The organism is Sutterella faecalis (genome assembly GCF_006337085.1).
Lineage (GTDB): Bacteria > Pseudomonadota > Gammaproteobacteria > Burkholderiales > Burkholderiaceae_F > Sutterella > Sutterella faecalis.
In genome coordinates, this window is sequence record NZ_CP040882.1 from 1,575,532 (window position 1) to 1,595,149 (window position 19,618).

At 59.3% G+C, this 19,618-nt stretch carries 13 protein-coding genes and 1 other RNA gene; 6 read left to right on the forward strand and 8 right to left on the reverse strand.

Going from position 1 to position 19,618, the window contains the following annotated elements:
• Positions 1–20: 20 nt before the first annotated feature.
• Positions 21–1,133 (reverse strand): 3-phosphoserine/phosphohydroxythreonine transaminase, encoded by a 1,113-nt coding sequence (gene serC / locus FG381_RS06405; protein WP_139688044.1) that lies wholly within the window; start codon positions 1,131–1,133, stop codon positions 21–23.
• Positions 1,134–1,198: 65 nt separating this feature from the next.
• Positions 1,199–3,856: a DNA gyrase subunit A gene (gene gyrA, locus FG381_RS06410; RefSeq protein ID WP_374042052.1), complete on the reverse strand. Its 2,658-nt coding sequence runs from the start codon at positions 3,854–3,856 to the stop codon at positions 1,199–1,201.
• A gap of 377 nt (positions 3,857–4,233) precedes the next feature.
• On the opposite strand from gyrA, the gene FG381_RS06415 reads away from it, so the two are divergent.
• The 5 genes from FG381_RS06415 (at position 4,234) to FG381_RS06435 (ending at position 8,512) form a co-directional block, all read left to right on the forward strand.
• Positions 4,234–5,553 carry a TRZ/ATZ family hydrolase gene (locus FG381_RS06415; protein ID WP_139688046.1) on the forward strand — a complete coding sequence of 440 codons (1,320 nt, stop codon included), beginning with the start codon at positions 4,234–4,236 and terminating at the stop codon, positions 5,551–5,553.
• Positions 5,554–5,844: 291 nt separating this feature from the next.
• The gene (locus tag FG381_RS06420; RefSeq protein WP_139688047.1) at positions 5,845–6,516 is read left to right on the forward strand and encodes an OmpA family protein; all 672 of its coding nucleotides are present in this window, start codon (positions 5,845–5,847) and stop codon (positions 6,514–6,516) included.
• An 85-nt stretch (positions 6,517–6,601) separates the two neighbouring features.
• A complete protein-coding gene (locus FG381_RS06425; protein ID WP_139688048.1) occupies positions 6,602–7,258 on the forward strand; it encodes an HAD family hydrolase in 657 nt (218 codons plus the stop codon).
• 113 nt (positions 7,259–7,371) lie between these two features.
• Positions 7,372–7,734: a transfer-messenger RNA gene (ssrA, locus tag FG381_RS06430) on the forward strand.
• Between the two features lie 199 nt (positions 7,735–7,933).
• Positions 7,934–8,512: a TorD/DmsD family molecular chaperone gene (locus FG381_RS06435; RefSeq protein ID WP_139688049.1), complete on the forward strand. Its 579-nt coding sequence runs from the start codon at positions 7,934–7,936 to the stop codon at positions 8,510–8,512.
• Between the two features lie 92 nt (positions 8,513–8,604).
• On the opposite strand, the gene FG381_RS06440 is transcribed toward FG381_RS06435, so the two are convergent.
• Positions 8,605–9,240 (reverse strand): 4Fe-4S dicluster domain-containing protein, encoded by a 636-nt coding sequence (locus FG381_RS06440; protein ID WP_139688050.1) that lies wholly within the window; start codon positions 9,238–9,240, stop codon positions 8,605–8,607.
• A gap of 14 nt (positions 9,241–9,254) precedes the next feature.
• Positions 9,255–11,483, reverse strand: a complete 2,229-nt coding sequence (locus FG381_RS06445) for a molybdopterin-containing oxidoreductase family protein (protein ID WP_139688051.1) — start codon at positions 11,481–11,483, stop codon at positions 9,255–9,257.
• Positions 11,484–11,753: 270 nt separating this feature from the next.
• Here FG381_RS06445 and FG381_RS06450 point away from each other — a divergent pair, with 270 nt between their 5' ends.
• A complete protein-coding gene (locus tag FG381_RS06450; RefSeq protein WP_139688052.1) occupies positions 11,754–14,288 on the forward strand; it encodes a DUF748 domain-containing protein in 2,535 nt (844 codons plus the stop codon).
• Positions 14,289–14,951: 663 nt separating this feature from the next.
• Here FG381_RS06450 and FG381_RS06455 read toward each other — a convergent pair.
• From FG381_RS06455 to FG381_RS06470, 4 genes are all read right to left on the reverse strand, one after another.
• The gene (locus FG381_RS06455; RefSeq protein WP_139688053.1) at positions 14,952–18,119 is read right to left on the reverse strand and encodes a DUF927 domain-containing protein; all 3,168 of its coding nucleotides are present in this window, start codon (positions 18,117–18,119) and stop codon (positions 14,952–14,954) included.
• A 108-nt stretch (positions 18,120–18,227) separates the two neighbouring features.
• Complete coding sequence (locus tag FG381_RS06460) at positions 18,228–18,662, reverse strand: hypothetical protein (RefSeq protein WP_139688054.1); 435 nt, start codon at positions 18,660–18,662, stop codon at positions 18,228–18,230.
• Entirely contained in the window at positions 18,659–19,303 is a 645-nt protein-coding gene (locus FG381_RS06465) for a hypothetical protein (RefSeq protein ID WP_139688055.1), read from the reverse strand. The genes FG381_RS06460 and FG381_RS06465 overlap by 4 nt, the downstream gene beginning before the upstream one ends.
• On the reverse strand, positions 19,296–19,538 hold the full coding sequence (locus tag FG381_RS06470; protein WP_139688056.1) for a hypothetical protein: 243 nt from the start codon (positions 19,536–19,538) through the stop codon (positions 19,296–19,298). The genes FG381_RS06465 and FG381_RS06470 overlap by 8 nt, the downstream gene beginning before the upstream one ends.
• Positions 19,539–19,618: the final 80 nt, after the last annotated feature.

Below are 19,618 nucleotides of genomic sequence, written 5' to 3' on the forward strand. Positions count from 1 at the left end.
AATCACTTGTCTTCCGGTCTTTATGCCGGAACGACGATCTTCGTTTTAGCCGGATGGCGGACGGCAAAGTCCCTCATGAAATCGGCAAGCTTCACTGCCCCTTCAATCGGCATGGCGTTGTACATGGATGCCCGGATGCCGCCCACGGACCGGTGGCCGGCCAGATTAATGAAGCCCGCTGCCGCGGCTTCCTTCACGAATACGCTCGTGAGGGCTTCATCACGAAGCCGGAAGACCACGTTGACGCGACTTCTCGAGCCTTCGGCGACATGAGAGACATACGTATCGGGAAGTTCTGCGATAACGGTGTAGAGTTGCGACGCGCGAACGAGCGCCCGGGCATTGAGCTTCTCGAGCCCGCCCTCATTTTCGATCCACTCGGCCATGAGGTTCGCCACATAGAGCTGAAAGACGGGCGGCGTATTGGGAACGCTCTCGGTGCGGCTGTAGACCCCGTAATTGAGGAGCGTGGGCACTTCGGCAGTAGCGAGGCCGAGGAGATCCCGCCGAAGAATCACAATCGACAGACCGGCAATGCCGAAATTCTTCTGCGCGGCAGCCCAGATGAGGCCGAAGCGGCTGACATCCACGGGTCTGGTCATGAAGTTGCTCGACATGTCCGCAACAAGCGGCACATCGGGCGCATCCGTCAGCATCGGCGTCGCAGGGAATTCCACGCCGTGAATGGTTTCATTGTCGCAATAGGCGCAGTAGCTCGATTCTGGGAGAACTTCGAGCTCTTCATTAGCGGGCGCCCGCGTGCCCGAACCGGAATAAGCCGTCTGAACTCGCCCGAACCGGAGTGCTTCCTTTGCGGCCGCCTTGCTCCATGCTCCCGTGATGATGTAGGTGGAGAGCGTCCCCGCGCCCAGAAGATTCATGGGCACCATGGAGAACTGCATGCGCCCGCCCCCCTGGCAGAAGAGGATGTCGTAATTGTCGGGCACCTTGAGAAGCGAACGGATCCGGGCCTTCAGACTCCGCATGATCTCAGCGACCTGCGGTCCGCGGTGGCCGGCTTCGAGAATTGAAAAGCCGAGCCCCTGGTAGTCAAGGAGCTCCGACTGGATTCGCGTGAGCACCGGTTCGGGCAGCATCGCCGGACCGGGAGCGAAATTGAAAGGCCGTTTCATTGGGATCTCCCATCAGACTCAAGCCCGGCGTGCGGACCGGGCTTGAGCATTGAGCGCATGTTGGATCAGGGCTTCAGTTTGCCGGCTTCGTCGCCGGCATCGGACTTCTCGTCCTCGTCGGAGTCTTCAGCCTCATCGTTGTCGAGCTCCTCAGACTCTTCTTCTTCCGAAGCATCGTCATCAGGGACATTCTCGATCTCGAGATGCGTCACCTCGTCCTCATCCTCTTCGCCCGTGCGGTCGATGCGCTCGATCGTTGCAAGCGTATCTTCGCCCATGCGGATCAGAATCACGCCCTTCGTTCTGCGTCCTCTCACCGGGATTTCGCCCGCCCGGGTGCGGACCACCTTGCCGCCCGTCGAAAGGAGCATGATGTCGTCCTCCGGCGTCACGATGAGCGCCGCGACGAGAGAGCCATTCTCCTCTGAGGTGCGGATGGCAATCCGCCCCTTGCCGCCGCGTCTGTTCGCGGGGAAATCGGGAATAGCCGTCAGCTTTCCGAAGCCCTTCGAAGTGGCGGTCAGCACGAATTTCTCCGTATCCGCACACGTCGCCAGCGCGACCACGCTCTGCCCTTCGGCAAGGCGGATGCCGCGCACGCCGTGCGCAGCGCGTCCCATAACGCGGGCGTCGGTTTCCTTGAACCTCGCGCAGAAGCCGTCCGTATTGAAGAGGAAGACGTCGTCTTCGCCCGATGTGAGCGAAACGCCGATCAGATGCTCGCCTTCATCAAAGTTCATGGCGCGCACGCCCTGCTGCAGACGAACGGCACCCGCGAATTCAGAAAGTCTCGAGCGCTTCACGATGCCCTTATTGGTCGCGAAGAGCACGAACTTCTCATCGTCAAAGCCCTGGATCGGCAGGATGAAGCTGATTTTCTCCCCTTCGTCGAGCGGAAGGAGATTCACGATCGGACGGCCCCTCGAGCTTGCCTTCCCTTCGGGGAGATCAAAGACGTCGATGCCGTATACCTGGCCCAGGGTCGAGAAGCAGAGAATGATGTCGTGGGTATTGGCGATGAAGAGCTTTTCAATCGCATCGTCAGCCACGGTCGCCTGAACGTTTCTGCCGCTGCCGCCGCGCTTCTGGGCGTTGTAGTCGGAGAGCTCCTGACTCTTCACGTAGCCGCCGCGGGTGATCGACACCACCATGTCGCGGCGCGGAATCAGATCGCGCTTATTGAAGTTGGGGTCGCCCTCGAGATCCACGGTCGAACGGCGTTCGTCGCCATAGGCTTCGCGAATCGCAAGAAGCTCCTCGCGGATGATCGCAGTCACGCGTTCGGGCTTTCTCAGAATGTCAATGAGATCAAAGATGCGCTCCATCATGGCCGAATAGTCGCCAATGATCTTTTCGCGCTCAAGCCCCGTGAGGCGGCGCAGGTTCATCGACAGAATATTGTCGACCTGCGTCTTCGTGAGATAGTAGAGCCCGTCGGGCTGCAGTCCCCGCGAAGGTTCGAGTCCCTCGGGATCGGCGTCGCGCCCGTAGCTCAGGGCCCGCTCCGTAATGTCCTTTGCAAATCCGAGCGGCCAGCCGCGGTTCATGAGCGAAGTCTGCGCTTCCTCAACGGTCTTCGCAGCACGAATGAGGCGAATGAATTCGTCGATATTGGCGAGTGCAATCGCCTGACCGGCAAGGATATGGCCGGCTTCCCGGCTCTTTCTCAGACGGAAGACCGTACGGCGCGTGACCACCTCGCGGCGATGCGCGAGGAAATAGGTGATCATCTGCTTCAGATTGAGAAGCATCGGCTGGCCGTCAACGAGCGCGACCATGTTCATGCCGAAGCTTTCCTGCATCTGGGTGTTCTTAAAGAGGTTGTTGAGCACAACCTCCGGCATGGCGCCCATCTTCAGGTCGATTGCAATGCGGATCTGGCGCGTCGATTCGTCGCGCATTTCCGAAATGCCCTCGAGCTTCTTCTCGCGCCAGAGCTCATGCATGCGTTCATAAAGAACGCGCTTATTGACCATGTAGGGGATCTCGTCGACCACAATGCGGGTGCGGCCGTTGCCGAACTCCTCAAGGTGCGTGCGCGCGCGCATGAGCACGCGTCCCCGGCCGGTGCGGTAGCCCTCGTGAACGCCGCTGATGCCGAAAACGATGCCGCCCGTCGGAAAATCAGGCGCGGGCATGCGGCGGATCAGTTCGTCAATCGTGCAGTCGGGGTGCTCAAGGGCGTGAACGCAGGCGTCGATGGTTTCCCGGAGGTTATGAGGCGGAATGTTGGTCGCCATGCCGACCGCAATGCCAGAGGAGCCGTTGACGAGCAGCTCCGGGAGACGCGTGGGCAGAACCACGGGCTCCATTTCGGAATTGTCGAAGTTCGGAATGTAGTCGACGGTATCTTCATGAAGATCGGCGAGCATTTCCTCGGCAATCTTCATGAGGCGGACTTCCGTATAACGCATGGCCGCCGCGCTGTCGCCGTCGATCGAGCCGAAGTTGCCCTGACCGTAGATGAGCGGATAGCGCATGGAGAAATCCTGCGCCATGCGGACAATCGTCTGATACGCCGCGCTGTCGCCGTGCGGGTGGAATTTACCGAGCACTTCACCCACCACGCGGGCGGCCTTCTTCGTGGGCGAATTCCAGACATTCCCGATTTCCTTCATCGCGTAAAGCACGCGGCGGTGCACGGGCTTCAGGCCGTCGCGAACATCAGGAAGCGCGCGCCCGACGATGACGCTCATTGCGTAGTCGAGATACGACTGGCGCATCTCGTTCTCAATGGCTACCGGGAGAAGCTCCTGGGCAATGGCATCGCCCGAGGTCGGGGAGGACCCTTCGGGCTGACCTTCCTCTTCGTTGATCGCCTCACCCTCGTTCTTCTTGTCTTCGTCCATCAGCTCACCTGTTAGAGATGCGCCTCAAAAAGCGCACAAAAGGCCGCGGGCGCCTCTCGGGCTCCACCGCATGCGCAATCTCGGGCATGCATGCGGGAGCCGGCCGCCTGCGGCAATATCAGAAACGAGGTATTTTATCAGCTTCCATCCTCTTTCCATCCCGCACGGGCGAACGATCACGAGGCCTTTTCAAAGACCGCACGCCGCCGTCGCTCCGGTTGCGGCTTCCCTTTCGTTGCAAGAGATAAGAAGTGCTCAACGCAGATACGATCATTGAGGCCCGCTGGGTCATTCCTGTCGCCCCGAAGGGCGTCATTCTTGAAAACACGTCCGTGGTGATTGCTGACGGCCGGATCATCGATCTGCTCCCGATTTCCGAAGCGCACACGAAATACAGCGCCCCGGAAGTCGTTTCTCTTCCCTCGAGCGCGCTTCTCCCGGGCTTCGTGAATCTTCATTCGCATGCCGCCATGAATCTCGTTCGGGGCCTTGGCGCCGACCTTCCTCTCATGGACTGGCTCACGAAGAAGATCTGGCCCGCCGAAGGGAAGCTCATGAGTCCGGAATTCGTGCGCGAAGGCTCCTGGCTCGCCGGCCTCGAAATGACAGCGGGGGGCGTCACGACCACGTCCGACCACTACTTCTTCCCGAAGGCCGCCGCCGAAGGTCTGCGCTCGGCGGGGCTGCGCTGTGCGGTTTCCGGCATCGTGATCGGCTTTCCTTCCGCCTGGGCGAAGAACGACGCCGAATACCTTGAAAAATCCGAAGCGCTGATCCGCGAATTTGAGGGCGACCGGTTTATTCATGCAACCATTGCGCCCCATGCGCCCTATACGGTGTCGGATGATTCCCTCAAGGCCTGCGCGGCGATTTCAGACCGCTACGGCGTTCCGATTCACATGCACGTGAATGAAACAGCGGGCGAAGTCGCCGACAGTCTGCGCGACCACGGCGAGCGTCCGATCGAACGTCTCAGCCGCTGCGGCCTTCTCAACGACCGCCTGATTGCCGTTCACAGCGTTCACGCAAATGACGACGACATCCGCGCGATGGCGGCAGCCCGCGCGAGCGTCTGCCACTGCCCGTGCTCCAACCTGAAGCTCGCCTCGGGTTTCGCCCCGATCGCGAAGTTCCTCGCCGCGGGCATCAATCTCGGCATCGGCACCGACGGCGCCGCAAGCAACGACAAGCTCGACATGCTCGGCGAAACGCGGCTCGCAGCCATGCTTGCCAAGGCCGTTGCGGGCGATCCCACGGCCGCCCCCGTCTTCGACATGCTCGAAGCCGCAACCCTCGGGGGCGCCCGCGCGCTCAAGTGGGACCAGGAAATCGGCTCGCTTGAGAAAGGCAAGGCTGCCGACATGTTTGCCATTAGTCTCAGCACTCCGGAATCGCTTCCCGTCCAGGATCCTGCCGCACAGATTCTCTATTCGGCCGGACGCGAATGCATTACGCATACCTGGGTGGACGGCAGCCTCATCATGGAAAAGAGGGCGAAAACGATCTACCCTGACCCCGCGGCGCTTGAAAGAGCCCAGTCGCTTGCCGCCAAGTGGCAAAGTCGAATTTGATATGCCGTTTCAGCCTCTTGGTCGTCGTCAAACCCTTTTGTCGGGCGACAAAGAGGCATCAATCTCCGGGGAGCAAAGCTTTGCGTACTGATCTCAACGCAAAGCCGCACCGGACGCTTTGTCTATAATGGGCAATACTCAAAACTATTCCCATGCTGACCCTATCAGCTGCTCTGAAATCCATGGAGCAGTCGAAGGGCAGCTTGATTTCCCACTGCGGGATGACCAGTCAGTGCCGTCTAAAGAAGGACAGGCATTCTTCCTCGTCCTGTTTCCTAAAAGGATCCTCAAATGAAGACTTCCGCGAAGCTTTGCGGCATTGCCGCCGCTCTTCTTCTCGCTGCTTCCTTCAATGCTTCTGCCGCTGAGACCGTGAACCCCTATGTTCACTCCTCCTCCGGCCAGATCGTGAAGAACAGCACCGACCTCTGCTGGCGCACCGGCTTCTGGACCCCGGCTCTCGCCGAGGCGATGGGCGTTGACGGCGCCGGCTGCGCTTGCGATGCCGACATCCTCGACAAGCAGGCCTGCACCGCGGTTGAAGCCCCGGTTGCCACGAAGTCCGCTGAAAAGGTGACCTTCTCGGCCGACATGCTCTTCAACTTCGACCGCGCCACGCTCAAGCCCGAAGGCCAGGCCGTCCTTGACGACCTCGTCTCCCGCATCGCCGGCGTTGACATCGAAGTCATCCTCTCGACCGGCTACGCCGACCGCCTCGGCAAGGCCGCCTACAACGAGAAGCTCTCGCAGCGTCGTGCCGACGCCGTCAAGGCCTACCTCGTTCAGAAGGGTGTTGATGCCGCTCTGATCAAGACCGAAGGCAAGGGCTCCGCTGACCCCGTCGTCAACTGCCCGAACCCCTCCAAGGCCGGTCAGATCAAGAACTTCCGCGCGCTCGTTGACTGCCTGCAGCCCAACCGCCGCGCCGTCGTTGAAGTTGTCGGCTCCCGTCCGGCTATGTAATCTTCCTCAGATGCCCGATGCATCTGTAGGCTGATCGCAACAAAGCCCCTGTCTTTAGGCAGGGGCTTTCCTTTATAGGCAAATCATGCAGCCCGGCCTTTTCCTTTTCGATCTTGACGGAACGCTCGTCGATACTGCACCCGATCTTGGAGGCGCCGTCAACGACATGCGCATTGCACGAGGGCTCGAACCGCTGCCGCTCGAATGCCTGCGAGAACCCGCGGGCCACGGTGCGCCGAAGCTCCTCAAATCCGCATTCAATATGGAAACGACGGATCCGGAATACGCCGCCATGCGGCTCGAGTTTCTCAGGAACTACGCCGCACGCGGCGTATCGCATTCGCCGCTCTTCCCTGGCATCCGCGAGCTTCTCGAAGCGCTGCGGGAAATGCGCGTTCCCATGGGCGTCGTCACGAATAAGCCGCAGGAACTTGCCGACAAGGTCTGCCGGGACCTCGATCTTGCGGATTTCATGGAAGTCGTGATCGGCCTCGGTCCCGAAGGTACAAAACTGAAGCCCGCCCCGGATTCGCTTCTCCTGGCACTTAGAAAAACCGGGATTCCGGCAGAAAGAACGCTTTATGCGGGCGACAACACCAAGGATGCACTTGCCGCTCAAGCCGCACGCATGCCCTTCGCCTTTGTTGCCTGGGGCTGCCAGCAGGAACTTCCGGACGCTCAGCTCTATGAATGCGCTGCCAGGACCCCTGCCGACCTGATGTCCTGGATGCTGCGGCGGTGAACTGGACCCGAGGGGCGTTGATTTGTTGTGTAAACACCTCTCGGTTACTTTGCGTTTCAGACCATTCCTGCACCACCGGGCGCCTTCAGGGTATGATTCGCGTCACCACATCCGGGGGCGCCTTGGTTTCGACGAGGATACTGACGCTGTCCGGTGCATGCCGAGGTGCAGTCACCTCGTAAATCCGCTGCAATCAATTAAACGCCAACAACAAGCGTTTCGCTCTCGCGGCTTAATCCCGCGGGATGCTGCACTGATTTGACTTTGGGTCAGGCAGGGCAACCTGCAGCAGCATCAAATTACAAAGCCTAGGTTCGCCGGCTGTCGTCAACGGCGTTCCGAAACTTAGATGACTGGGCAGCCGCTGGCCCGCCGATTGGCAAAACGGCTGTCGAGATCCAAATCATTCGGCTACGCATGTAGATCCGCCAGAAAACGATTTTCGGACGCGGGTTCAACTCCCGCCGCCTCCACCAATTTTTTAGAAAACCGCGACGTGCTCCAGGTACGCCGCGGTTTTTGCATATTGGGGCCGGAACCTATCGGATACCCGGCTTTTCCGCTCCCATGGCTCTATGCCGGCGCTGAGGATTGCTAGGATTAAGCGGCGTCTCAACATGCTTTTGATTCGCTTTCCTTCTGAGTTCCCCGATTTCTCTTCCAAAGAAGACCCCGATGCCTACAGAAAACACCTTTTCCGCGCTTCAGCCTGCCTTTGACGCCCTGGCGCTTCTCTTCCTGCAGCCCGAAACGCTTGGCGCCGCCGCCCAGCTGCCCCACGCAGCCGAAGCGATACTGGAAGCCGGAGGCAGCCTCCCCCAGACTTCCCGAAACCGGCTCGACGAAATCGCAGCCGGCACGCCGGGAAGCGACCTTCAGCTCGCGCAAGCCTACGCGAAGCTTTTCCTCGGCGTAGGCGAGAAAACCATTCCGCTTTGCGAGAGCGCATGGACGAGCGCGCAGCATCTCCTCTGCCAGGGTGCAGAGCTGGAATGCCGCCGGATTTATGAAGATGCCGGTCTCGAGCTCGCCGGCGGCTCCGTTGTTCCCGAAGACCATCTCGGGCTTATGCTCGGGTTCCTCGCAGTATCGGCGCTCCGCGGCGACGTACGAACGGGGCTCAGCTTCTATCAGACGCACGCCGCTCCGCTTATCCCGGCGATCACGGAAGCCATCCGCGCGCGCGGGAAAGATGCCGGCCCCTATCTCGATGTTGCCGACCTGCTCGACGGCATTCATCAGGCGCTCTCCTGACCGGCAGCGCTCTCCCGAACCCAAGAAGAAAACGGCCGCCCGAAAGGATTTTCTCCCGGGCGGCCGTTCTGCTATGCCTTGAGAACAAGAGCTCAGAGCTTCAGCTCATAGGACTCCACATCCATATGGGTCGCGATGTAGCGGATCTTGGGCTTTGTTCCCGCCTTCACGTTCATCGCCTTCGCTCTGGCAATGAGTTTTTCCATTTCGGGCGTGGGCGACTCGTAGTCGACGAGCGTCATCGCCCCGATGCCGCAGGCTTCGACGCAGGCGGGCTTGAGACCCTTCGACGTGCGGTGCGTGCAGAGCGTGCAGTGTTCCGCGCGCCCGGCCTTATGCTTCTGCCAGGGTTCGAGGTCGCGAACGGCGAGCGGCGCCTTGCCGCCGAAGTAGTTGGTGACGCCTGAAGTATTGAACTGCGGCACGCCGTAGGGGCAGACTCTCGCGCACATCTGGCAGCCGATGCATTTTTCCTCGTCAACCAGCACCTCGCCCGCAGGACCCTTATGGATCGCCTTGGCAGGACAAACCTTCATGCAGGCAGGGTTGTCGCAGTGCTGGCAGGAAGCGCGGAAGTAGTTGATGACGTTTGCCTTCACGTCTTCAAGCCTCTGGATCTTTTCATAAAAGATCCCGGGCGCCACCTGATTCTCTTCCTTGCAGGCAATGGCGCAGGCATGGCAGCCCACGCACTTGTCGATATTGACAATGATTCCGTAGCTCGACATGTCTTTCTCCTCCATCAGGCGTTATTCGCCACATCAGCCTTGACGACTTCAACGCAGACGTCGTTGCAGCAGGGGTAGCCCGAAATCGGGTCCCAGCCCTTTCTCGGAATAAGACCCTGGGTTTCCTGGTCTCCGCGCCAGCCGTACTGGGCATCGACCAAGCCTTTTCTCGCAAGGATCGTGACGCGCACGCGGGCGCGGACCTTGTCCTTCGAGTAGGGAGAAATAATCCAGACCTTGTCGCCTTCCACGAGATTGCGGCTTGCGGCATCGGCCGGATGCATGTTGATGTAGGACTCGGGCTCGAGTTCGAGGAGATACGGCTGATCGCTTCTCGTCTTCGAGTGCGTAATGTAGGGGCGGCGCGTGCCGTTCAAGAGCTTCAGCGGGTACTTTTCCGTCGGCTGCGGAGCCTTTTCGTAGACGGGAAGTCCGGGGAAGCCGTGCTTCGCCTGCACAGACGACACGAACTCGATCTTTCCGGAAGGCGTCCTGAAGCCGGGTTTGCCGTCAAAGCGCAGAATGCCCTTCGCGTATTTTTCCGTTGCGGGCTTCGGGAACCATTCGCAGGGCTTCACCGCCGGAAGCATTGCCTGACGCTCCGCATAGCTCGTGCCCCAGCCATTCAGAATCGAATCGCAGGCCTTCACCGGGTCGCCGCCGAAGAAGAGGTCGCTGTCGCCCGTCACGGCCGCGCCGATCGTGAGCGCGATCTTCCAGTCTTCCCAGGCTTCGCCCAAAGGCTTCACGGGCTTTCTTGCACTCACGGCGCGCCCATGGACGCCGAAGGGCGCATAGCGCTCGAAGTTCATTGCGGCCGGAAGCACCAGATCCATGTCATGGTGGGTCTCGTCGCGATAGAAGTAATCGGTTGCGAACGAGAAGTCGAGCTTTCTGATCGCTTCCTGATACTCCGCCGGGCTCGGCCAGATGAGAAGGTTCGTGCCGAAGCCGGCAAATGCCTTGATGCGGCCCGCTTCCACCATTTCGGGGAGCTTGTTGGGGCTGCAGAGCACCTGCATTTCGTTCCAGACGGGAGCGAATTCGCGGTCGATGCGGCGCGCCTTCTGTTCGGGCTCATTGAACCAGGCCTGATCAATGAAGGTCTTCGTATAGCCTTCGTCCCAGCGGATGTAGTCCTCGGGCCAGTTGTTGAAGGTCGAGCCGCCGGCATTGTCGACGTTTCCGGTGAGCGCCATGAGGAGCGAATACGCGCGCACGTTGTTGCAGCCGTTCCCCTGATGCGGAATCGACTGCCCGGGGAGCATCATCGAGGAGGGGCCGTCCGCGAACATGCGGGCCGCCTTCACGACGTCGTCGGCCGGAACGCCGGTTTCCTTTTCAACATACTCGGGCGTAAAGGCTTCGCAGTATTTGACGAGCTCTTCATAGCCCGTGCACCACTTGTCGACGAACTCGCGCTTCACGAGTCCTTCCTTCACGAGAACTCGGATCATGCCCCAGGCCAGGGCGCCGTCGGTGCCGGGCTTCACCTGCAGATGAATGTCAGCCTGTTCGGCCACCTTCGTGCGGCGCGGATCAGACACGATGAGCTTCAGACCGCGCGCCTTCTGCGCGAGGAGATTCCTGAAGAATCCGTGGGGCGAAGCCCAGGAGCCGTTCTTGCCGACGATCATGCAGCACTTCGTCTTCGGGCTCGGACCACCCGCGATCTCAGCGCCGTAAGAGAGCTCAAGCGCATGCACGTAAGCCAGGTTGCAGGCGACCGAACTTTCGCAGCAGTAATTGGGGCTCCCGAAATAGCGTGCGAGACGCATGACGGGAGGACGCGGCTCCTTCGGATCGCCGCAATAAAAGAGCACGCGGTCGGCGCCGTTCTTTGCCTTCACGGCATTGAGCTTCTCGGCGATCGTCTTGATCGCTTCGTCCCAGCTGATGCGCACCCAGCCCGGATCCGCCGCGCCCTTAGGCGCCGTACGCTTCATCGGGTAAAGAAGGCGATTGGGGTTATAGAGCCTCTGGAGCGTCGAGATGCCCTTCGAGCAGAGAAAGTGATTCGGATGTTCGTTCCAATTTTCAATGCGGATCACGGTATTGCCGCGCGCCTTGAAATGGATGCCGCACATCGGCATATGGTTGCAGGAATCGCAGATAGTCCAGCCGGACCAGTCGCTCTGAGCTTCCTCGACGGCGGCTGCACGGACGGCAGGCTGGAAAAGCGCGGCAGCAAAGCCCGCGCCCGCACCCTTCATCAGGGCGCGGCGTGAGACGGACAGGGTCATTTTGTTCTCCTTGCGCTTTCTATTTTTGTTTTGGAAATGCGCAATGTTTTAGTGGGTCCTTATTGCATGCTACGAAGACTTGCCGCCCCCTTCTATTCGTAAATGTCCTAGAGCCGCTAGCGATTCAAACGTGCTAAAGGCTCTTTCGGTAAACAACGCCTCAGCCTGAAGCCCTATGCAAATTGCGAGCAAATGTTTGAATCTAGCCCGTTCTTCTCCCCGGATCGATAATGTTCTAAAGACATATCCCTACCGAAACAGGAATTCTCTATGGCGAAAGTCCTCAAATTCACCGCATGCGCCGCGGCGGTTGCCGTAGCGCTATACGCCGGCGCAGGCTATATCGGCGTTCCCTATGCCACGCGCGCCGTTCTTGAAAAAGTGGTTTCCAAGGAGCTCGGCCGCGCTGTAACGCTTTCCGACGTTTCCTTCAATCCCTGGACGCTCGTTTATGAGCTGAAGGGACTCTCAATCCCGGAAGCAGGCAGCGACCCGCTCCTCAAGCTCGACCTCCTGCGCGTCGACGCCTCGATTCAAACGCTTTTCAAGCTCGCTCCCGTCATTGAGGAGATCACGATTGACGGCCTTCGCGTCAATGCCGTCATGAATGAAAAGAACCGCAAGGATGTCGAACGGCTGATGGGCAAAACCGAGACATCAGACAAATCCGGAAGTGCGGCTTCTGAAAAGAAGAGCGAAGCCTCCGGAGGGCTGCCTCAGTTTGCGGTCTACAACATTGCCGTTACAAACAGTTCGGTTCGCTACCGCGACGACGCGCAGAAAATCAATCAGGCGCTCACCGACCTTACGCTGAAGCTCCCCTTCGTCTCCACGATGGAAAGCGCATCGGAAAGTCTCGTAACGCCGGAACTCACTTTTAAGCTGAACGGCTCCCAGATTGAGGCGACAGGGTCAACGAAGCCCTTCGGCACAACGCTCGAAGCCCGCCTCAACTTCAGAGTGTCGGCCCTCGACGTGGCCGAACTCGCGCGCATCGTTCCGGCGCTCAATTCCGACAATCTGCGCGTCGCAGATGCGAAGCTTTCTTCCGACCTCACCTTCGTCTTCCGCAATCCGACGGGCGGGAATCCGGCAAAGATGCTGCTTTCGGGAACGACCTCTCTCGCAAACGTTTCCGTTACCCAGAAAGGCGCTCCGATCGTCACGCTCCCCAAAGCCGAGCTCAACCTCAACGAGGTTGATCTCGTCGACCAGCGCGCCGTCGTTGAGAACCTGACGCTTACGGGGCTCAGGCTCGACGTGAAGAATTCCAAGGCCGGCATCAACCTGCTTGCGGCCGCTGAAAGCGCTTCCGGAGGGGCATCGGAAGCCGGGACCAAGGCCAAGAAAGAGGCCGCGCCTGCTGAGTCTTCCACCTCGCCCTGGACCTGGAAGGTGGTTGCCGCCTCGCTTCGCGATGCCCATATTTCCTGGACTGACTCCACGCTTTCGCCGGCCGCAAAAATTACCGTTGCGAATCTCGATGCGTCCGTGAAGAACCTCTCCTCGGACGCGCAGAAACCTGGCAATTTCTCGGTTTCGGCTGAACTTCTGGGCGGCAGAATCGAAAGCTCCGGCACCGCTCAGATTTCGCCCCTTGCCGTCTCCGCCGCAGCCAAGGGCACGAGGCTTTCACTCAATGCCGCCGCGCCCTACATCACGAAAGCGCTCGGTGCAGACGTGAGAGCAGGTGTTGCCTTTGACGTCAAAGCGGATCTGAAGGGTTCGGATGTTGCGGCATCAGGCACGGCCACTCTGAACGACTTCACGCTGAAGGAAGGAAAGACAACGCTCGCTTCCTTCAAGACGGCAACTCTGAAGCTCAATTCCGTCGACACCTCGAAGCGCTCTGCCGATGTAGCGCTCGTCTCGCTCGCGAGCCCCGTCATCAATGCCGTCATGACGAAATCGGGCATCAACTTCGCAAAGCTTGCCGGCGCCGAATCGGGGTCAAAGACCCAGACGGAAGCCAAGTCCGGCAGCAAAACTGAAGCCAGCTCGCCCGCCTGGGCATGGAAGGTCGCTCAGGCCTCCATCACCAACGGTACGATCAACTATCGCGACGAAAGCATCAGCCCCGTCGGCACGGCATCCATTCCGAAGCTCAACCTGACGGTCAAGAATCTTTCTTCTGCAAAGGGGAGTCTCGGCACGGTTGATTTCTCAACCGGCCTGGGCGGCGGCAGTCTCAACGCTGCGGGCAAATTCGGCATCTCTCCGGTTGCGGCTGATATCGAAGTCAAGGGCGCCAAGATCGGTCTGAAGCCTTTCTCGTCCCTCATGACGGGCTACGCCGGGATCGGCGCCAAGTCCGGCACTTTCGATGCGTCCGGACGCATGACGCTTGCCGCTCAGAAAGAGAAGACCATCGCCGGCTGGAAGGGAGATCTTTCCCTCTCGACGCTCGACCTTACGAACAGCAAGGGCACCGGCCTCATGAGCTGGAAGAAGGCGTCTTTGACAGGGCTCGAGGTTGAAACAACAGAACCCATTCACCTCGTCGTCGCCAAAGCTGAAATCGATCAGCCTGCACAAAAGCAGGTTGCGGCCGTAAAGGAAATCGCCGGCATTGCCTCTCTGATTTCCTCCCTCACCGGCAAGGACAAAACGGCTCAGAAGATCGAGAAATACAGCGAGAAGATTCCCGACAAGGTAACGCTTGAAAACGTCCGCTACGAGAACGGCAAGTTCTCCGCAGAAGGCGTGAGCGCAGCCTCCGTTGGCGGCATTCTTCTCAACAAGCTCTCCGAAGCCATGAGTGAAAAACTCGGCGGCGGCACCTCCGCTGCCGGCACGACCAAGTAGCTCCAGAGCCTCTTTTAAAGACAGCGAAGCCCCTCGAATCGTTCGGGGGGCTTCGTAGTTTTCGGTAGGGCTTTAAAACGAGAAAGCCCCGCCGAGTTTTACCGGTAGGGCTTTTGCGCGGGCTTATAAATGATGCGCTTGGATGCATTGGATTGCACCGTGCGGCACGAACCTAAAAGAAAAAGCCGTGAAGATCAGTACATTACGCACTGCCTTTCACGGCTTTATCTGGAATCTGGTGCCGGAGAAGAGCACCGAATGCACTTTAAATATCAATGAGTTATGAGTGTTTTAATTTTTGTACCATCACTCATACCATCAATAAATCTTCGCTAAGGGCAAACCCTAACCCGAAAACCTGCTCTCGAAATTTGCCCCCTGTACCCTCCCTTTATCCTATCACCCATCCCCACCCCCTATTTTTTCGTGCTCCCACTGCGCCACCCTGTGGATAAGTGGCTTAATTCCCTGTGGCAGTAGCGAAGAAATTGACGCGGAATTGTGCTCCACCCCCTGCGCCCGCTTTTTCCAGCGAGGCCGCCGAGAATCGCGTAATGTGTTGATATTTAAAAGGTATTCATCCATTTCCTACCGGGCGCACGAAAAAAGCCCCCACGGCCTGAATCAAGGACGTGAGGGCTTCATGCGCTGGGCGCGCTTAGGTTAATCGTCGGTTAGCTGTTCTTCTAATCCGCGAAGGCGATTCAGGAGCACGCAATAACCGGGTGTCTTCGCGTCGTGCAGGCCGTAGGCTCTTCCGCAACGCGAGGTGCCATCATTGCGGCGGGTATCGCCGCCGATGCGGACTAAAGCCCCTTCGCCTTGAAGCCATAGCGCAAGGCTCTTCGCCATAACCTCACCGCCGTATTTCTCCTGAAACACTCCCTTATAGAAGAAGAACACACGCTCGGGCGCTCCGCTCTCCTCACTGTCTTCACCCTGCGCACCGGCGCTCGCGTCGCTGGAGAGGTCCTGCCACTCTTCACCGTCGGCGCCAGCGTACTTTGATCCGTCGCTGTTGGCGGCCCATTGGGCGCCATAGCAAGGCGTTGGCGTATCAGCGCCCATATGCCACGGAGCATTTACAAAACGCTCGGATTCTTTCGTACACATATTGATTAGGGCGCGCACATCGTCTAACCGTTCGCGCCCAACGCGGAAAGGCTTTAGAGCATGGCGCGCGCAGGCGTAAACCTGCTCGGCGGCGATACTCTTCCCCGGCTCGAACGCTTCCCAGCCGGTTAGGCCGATTGAGGTTGCAAGCTCCCCAGCCGCGGCACAAAGCGCGAAGCGGTCAAGAACGCGGGCAAACTGCCCCTTCTGCAAATCGGCCTTGAAGCGATCGCGAAAGGCTTTCATTGACGCGGCTAAAGCCTCCTTCGCCTCCTCCCGGTGTTCCGTGAGGTATCGAAGCCACTCCCGCCCGGCGGTGCCATAGCACTCAACGGCCGCGCTCTCAATCGCGTGCGCCGCTTCTCCGCCGCTCAAGCCTTCAGGGAGCTTTTCGAAAACGCCTAAATCATCATTGACGGGGCAGGCGTATACGTCGGTGAAACGCGTGAGTTGGCCGGCATAGGCCCTGTTTCCCCAGCGCCCTGCCTTAATCCATTGCTCGGCAGTCATTTCAGCGGAGGATAGGCCGAGAGTGCGCCAAGAGTGCGATTTACGAGAATCAATTTCACCGTTGGCAGATATGCCCCCTCGCTTTTTTTCCTTGCCGTTAGAGAACATATAGGCCTTATCGCCGCGCTCTTTCTCGGGGCACATGGCGGCCTCATCCAAAATCAACGGCAGATCATTATGACCAATGCACGACTGCTCATGCCCGATTAAAGAGCCTTGCCACGTATCGATATATCCGGCGGTATTACCTTCGCCATCCATAGCGCCGCGGCCGAATACCGAAGCGGCGAGCTTCAGCGAGAGCGACTTGCCGCGCGAGCTGGGGCCGTAGATATTGAAAGCGCCGCCCTCAACACTCATAAGGGCGAGGCAGGGCGCCGCGAAGGCAACGCATACCGCCAGCGTCATCCGCGAGGAATATTGGCAATAGCAGGCGGCGCGCTCTTTCCATTGGGCTAACGTGCCTCGGCTGGCGAGCTTTGCCGCCTTCTGCTTTGTGCCTGAATACACAATGGCCGGGCCGCGCCATGAGGTAGGCGCGCAGGGGTAAACCGTCTCTTCACTGAGGATGAAAACGTTTTGCCCGTCGGGCGCGTGATACCACCCAAGAGAATCCACCCCGGTAAAGCGAGGCAGGAGCCCTGAAGGAAATGAGGCGAGATAATCGATAAGCAACGGCACTGCCCGGCGCCCGGCGATCTGGAGGCCTTCGGTACAGAGGGGAGCAAGCACCGTAGCAGGATCACGCGTCATCAAATCACCGAGAGCAATATCTGCGAAATGATGCCGGCCATCCTTATCCCGGAATTGCAGGCGAAGCTTTTGAGCGCCGCCCTTATCGTCGCTCATCAAGCCGAGGACCTTCAGGCCGAAGCACACGTTATGAATCGTCGGCGGCGTTTCAGTGCCCTTGAATGATTTACCCGGGATTCTCACGGCAACTGTTCCATTACTGTCGGTGAGATACCGGCGCCCCTCACTGCCCCAAAACAACGCCGGGCTTTCGCCTTTCCATGCGCGGCAGATATCCGAGTAGCTGAGGTTAAGCGCTTCGAAATACTCTGTCTGAGAGTGCCTCTCCATGCATGAATGCATACAGTGAAAGCGGCCTAAACGGAATTGCCTGCCGTCACGGTCAATATTCTCGGCGCTTTCTCTCGAGTAATAGAGCGTATCGCGGGCACCGCCCTCGGTAGTGTGCTCATGCTCGAAAGGGCACCTAATATCGAAGGCGCCTTTATTCGCGCGAGAAGGACCAATGACCATCCCCAGCCGGGCAAGGCGCATGAGCACGGGATCATCTTCAGGCCGCGTTACGGGAGCGATATCGAATAGCGATTCTCTGGCAATGCCGGGGCCGTCGTCCCATTCTTCGAGAGCGGTACTCTCAGCCGCCGGCGCGAAAGGCGCCTCAGCGGCGACACTGCCGGGCGCGAGCGGCGACGGAGTATAGTTAGGCGGAGGCGCGCCGAAAGGCCCAGCAGGATTTACAGCGTTTAAACCGAGTAGGTGCGCCTCCTCTAAAGCGGCATCAACATCCAGCGGCTCGCCCGAATAGCTTTTAATGTCGGCCTCCTTGCAGTTGATGCGCGGAGTGTAATAAAGCCGGGCGGCGTCCTTAGTGGCGCCATCGAAATGAACGCCCAGCTTAGAGGCCGCCCACTGCATGAGCAAAACGCGCTCTTCTTGAGAAGGCGGCCGGGAGAGGCTAAGCACTACCCGGAAGCGCGCGCATGCCGGAGCCTTCTCAACGGGCCTGCCTTCAGCATCGTGAAGGACGTGACGAAATAGCCGGCCGCTCTCGTCGCGAATATCCTTGAATGTCTGCCCGGGCTTTTTCGCCTTCTCCGCCGTTTCGTATTTAGGCGCCCCGTCGGTAAAGCTGGGATAGGTGAATGCATCAACATTCAAACCTTTCAGCTTCTCGGGCAATGCCTCGGCTTGCTCGGGCGTCGCGTCATCAACATCGAGAAAAAGCACCGGCAGGGGCTGGGCGTTCGCGTTATTGCGGCGCCCGCATTCTCCCGGCCGTTTTGTGAAGGCCGCGGAGACATAGAGGCCGTCTTTCTCTTCTAGGCGGGGCAGTCCGGCAATGAGGCTTGCGAAACGCAAAAAACCCTCGGCAACATACGTTTCGGGTAAAGCATCCCCGCTGTTCTTGCCTAAGCCAAAAAGCATGCCCTTAGGCTGTTCAGTAAAAAGGGACATGGTATATCCTCCTTAAGCCGCGCGCACACGCGGCCTAGAGTGAAAGCGAGCGGCCGGGGTTTTAGTCCTTCCGCACCGCTCGCGTGAATGTCTTTCCTAGCCGCCCGTTTATACGTTGGCGGCTTTTTCTTCCAATTTCGCCCGCATTTCGGCCGCGGTCGGATAGTTCGCCAATTTGCGGGCGCCCTGCGCTTTCAGCTCCTTAATGCACCTTTTCATGCGGGCGCAGTAATACCGGGCTTCCGCGATTCGGTCCGCCGCCGTCCTGCCGAGAAAATCCACGTGCAGGCACTGAGACTGGCCCGATTGACAGGGATTAGCGAACGCGCCATTACTCATCCCCGTGCCGGGCATCGAAAGCCGGGCAAGCGTATCGCCCTGCACCTCAAAGCAGAAATACCAGTCAAACAACCTGCCGGCCTCGGCATCGAACGGCGCATAAGGGAACAACTCCCACACGGCGCGGACCAAATCCCTGCGCACCCGAATGGCTTCCTTGCGATAGTTCTTGCCCTTGCCGCGAATGCGCATGCTCTTAGTCATAGCTCCTCCTCTTCATCATCAACATCACCCCATACAGCCGTAGCGCCATCAATTTCCGGGAGCGCTTCAGCCAGCTTTGACGCGAAGCGCGCAAGCTGGGCGAGATCGGCCGCAAGCTCATCGGCGCCGTCGGCGTCAACGTGAGCGGCGATAAGCCCCGCGCATGCGGCCTTGTTCGCCAGCACATCAGCAATGCCGCGAGCGAGTTCGATAGCCGGGTAAATCGCCATGTGATTCGTTTTCACATCGACGGGCGCAAGGCGCTCGCCCATGAGCTGGGCGGCCTCGGTGAGAGCTTTCACATCGGCCGAGGCTTTCCCGCGAATGGGCGCCGCCGGGGCCGAGGGGGCGCTGAGCGCGTTGGCATTCGCCCATGAGAGCAGATTGCGAACGTCATTCAGCAGGCGCAGATTCGAAGCGCAAAGCGACTGCAGAGACGCAATGCGCGTGAGCGGCGTAAACCCGGCATCGTCATCGTGCAGAGAATCCGCGGATTCTTCGAGCACGTCGGCAATCGAGGCCGAGAGGTCATCGGCGGCATCGGCGCATTCAGAGAGATAGGCGGCTGGGAGGTTCTTCACCTCGCTCATTTCCGTCGAAAGCAGGCGGGCGAATACCGAAACGGAGAAGGGCTTACGCATGGCGCACCTCCTTCGAAGCGGCGGCGCGATTCGTTTCGGCCTGAGCGAGCTTCAGGAGCTCGGGATTCACCTTGAAGATAGAGGGCAATTGGGCGCGCAAATCGTCACCGAGGTAACTGCCGAGCGGGCGAACGCCGCCAGCACGGCCGGTGAGACGATTGAAGAGATTGAGGAATTTGCAAATTCCAAGGGTATAGGCGTGCGCGCACACGCCGGCGGCGTCATAAAGCGTCATGGCCGTGGCTCCTAAGGTTCGATTGTCGAAGCCGTTCGCCCCTGCTAAAGGGCGGGCGGCACCGTGCGGGTTAGCAGACC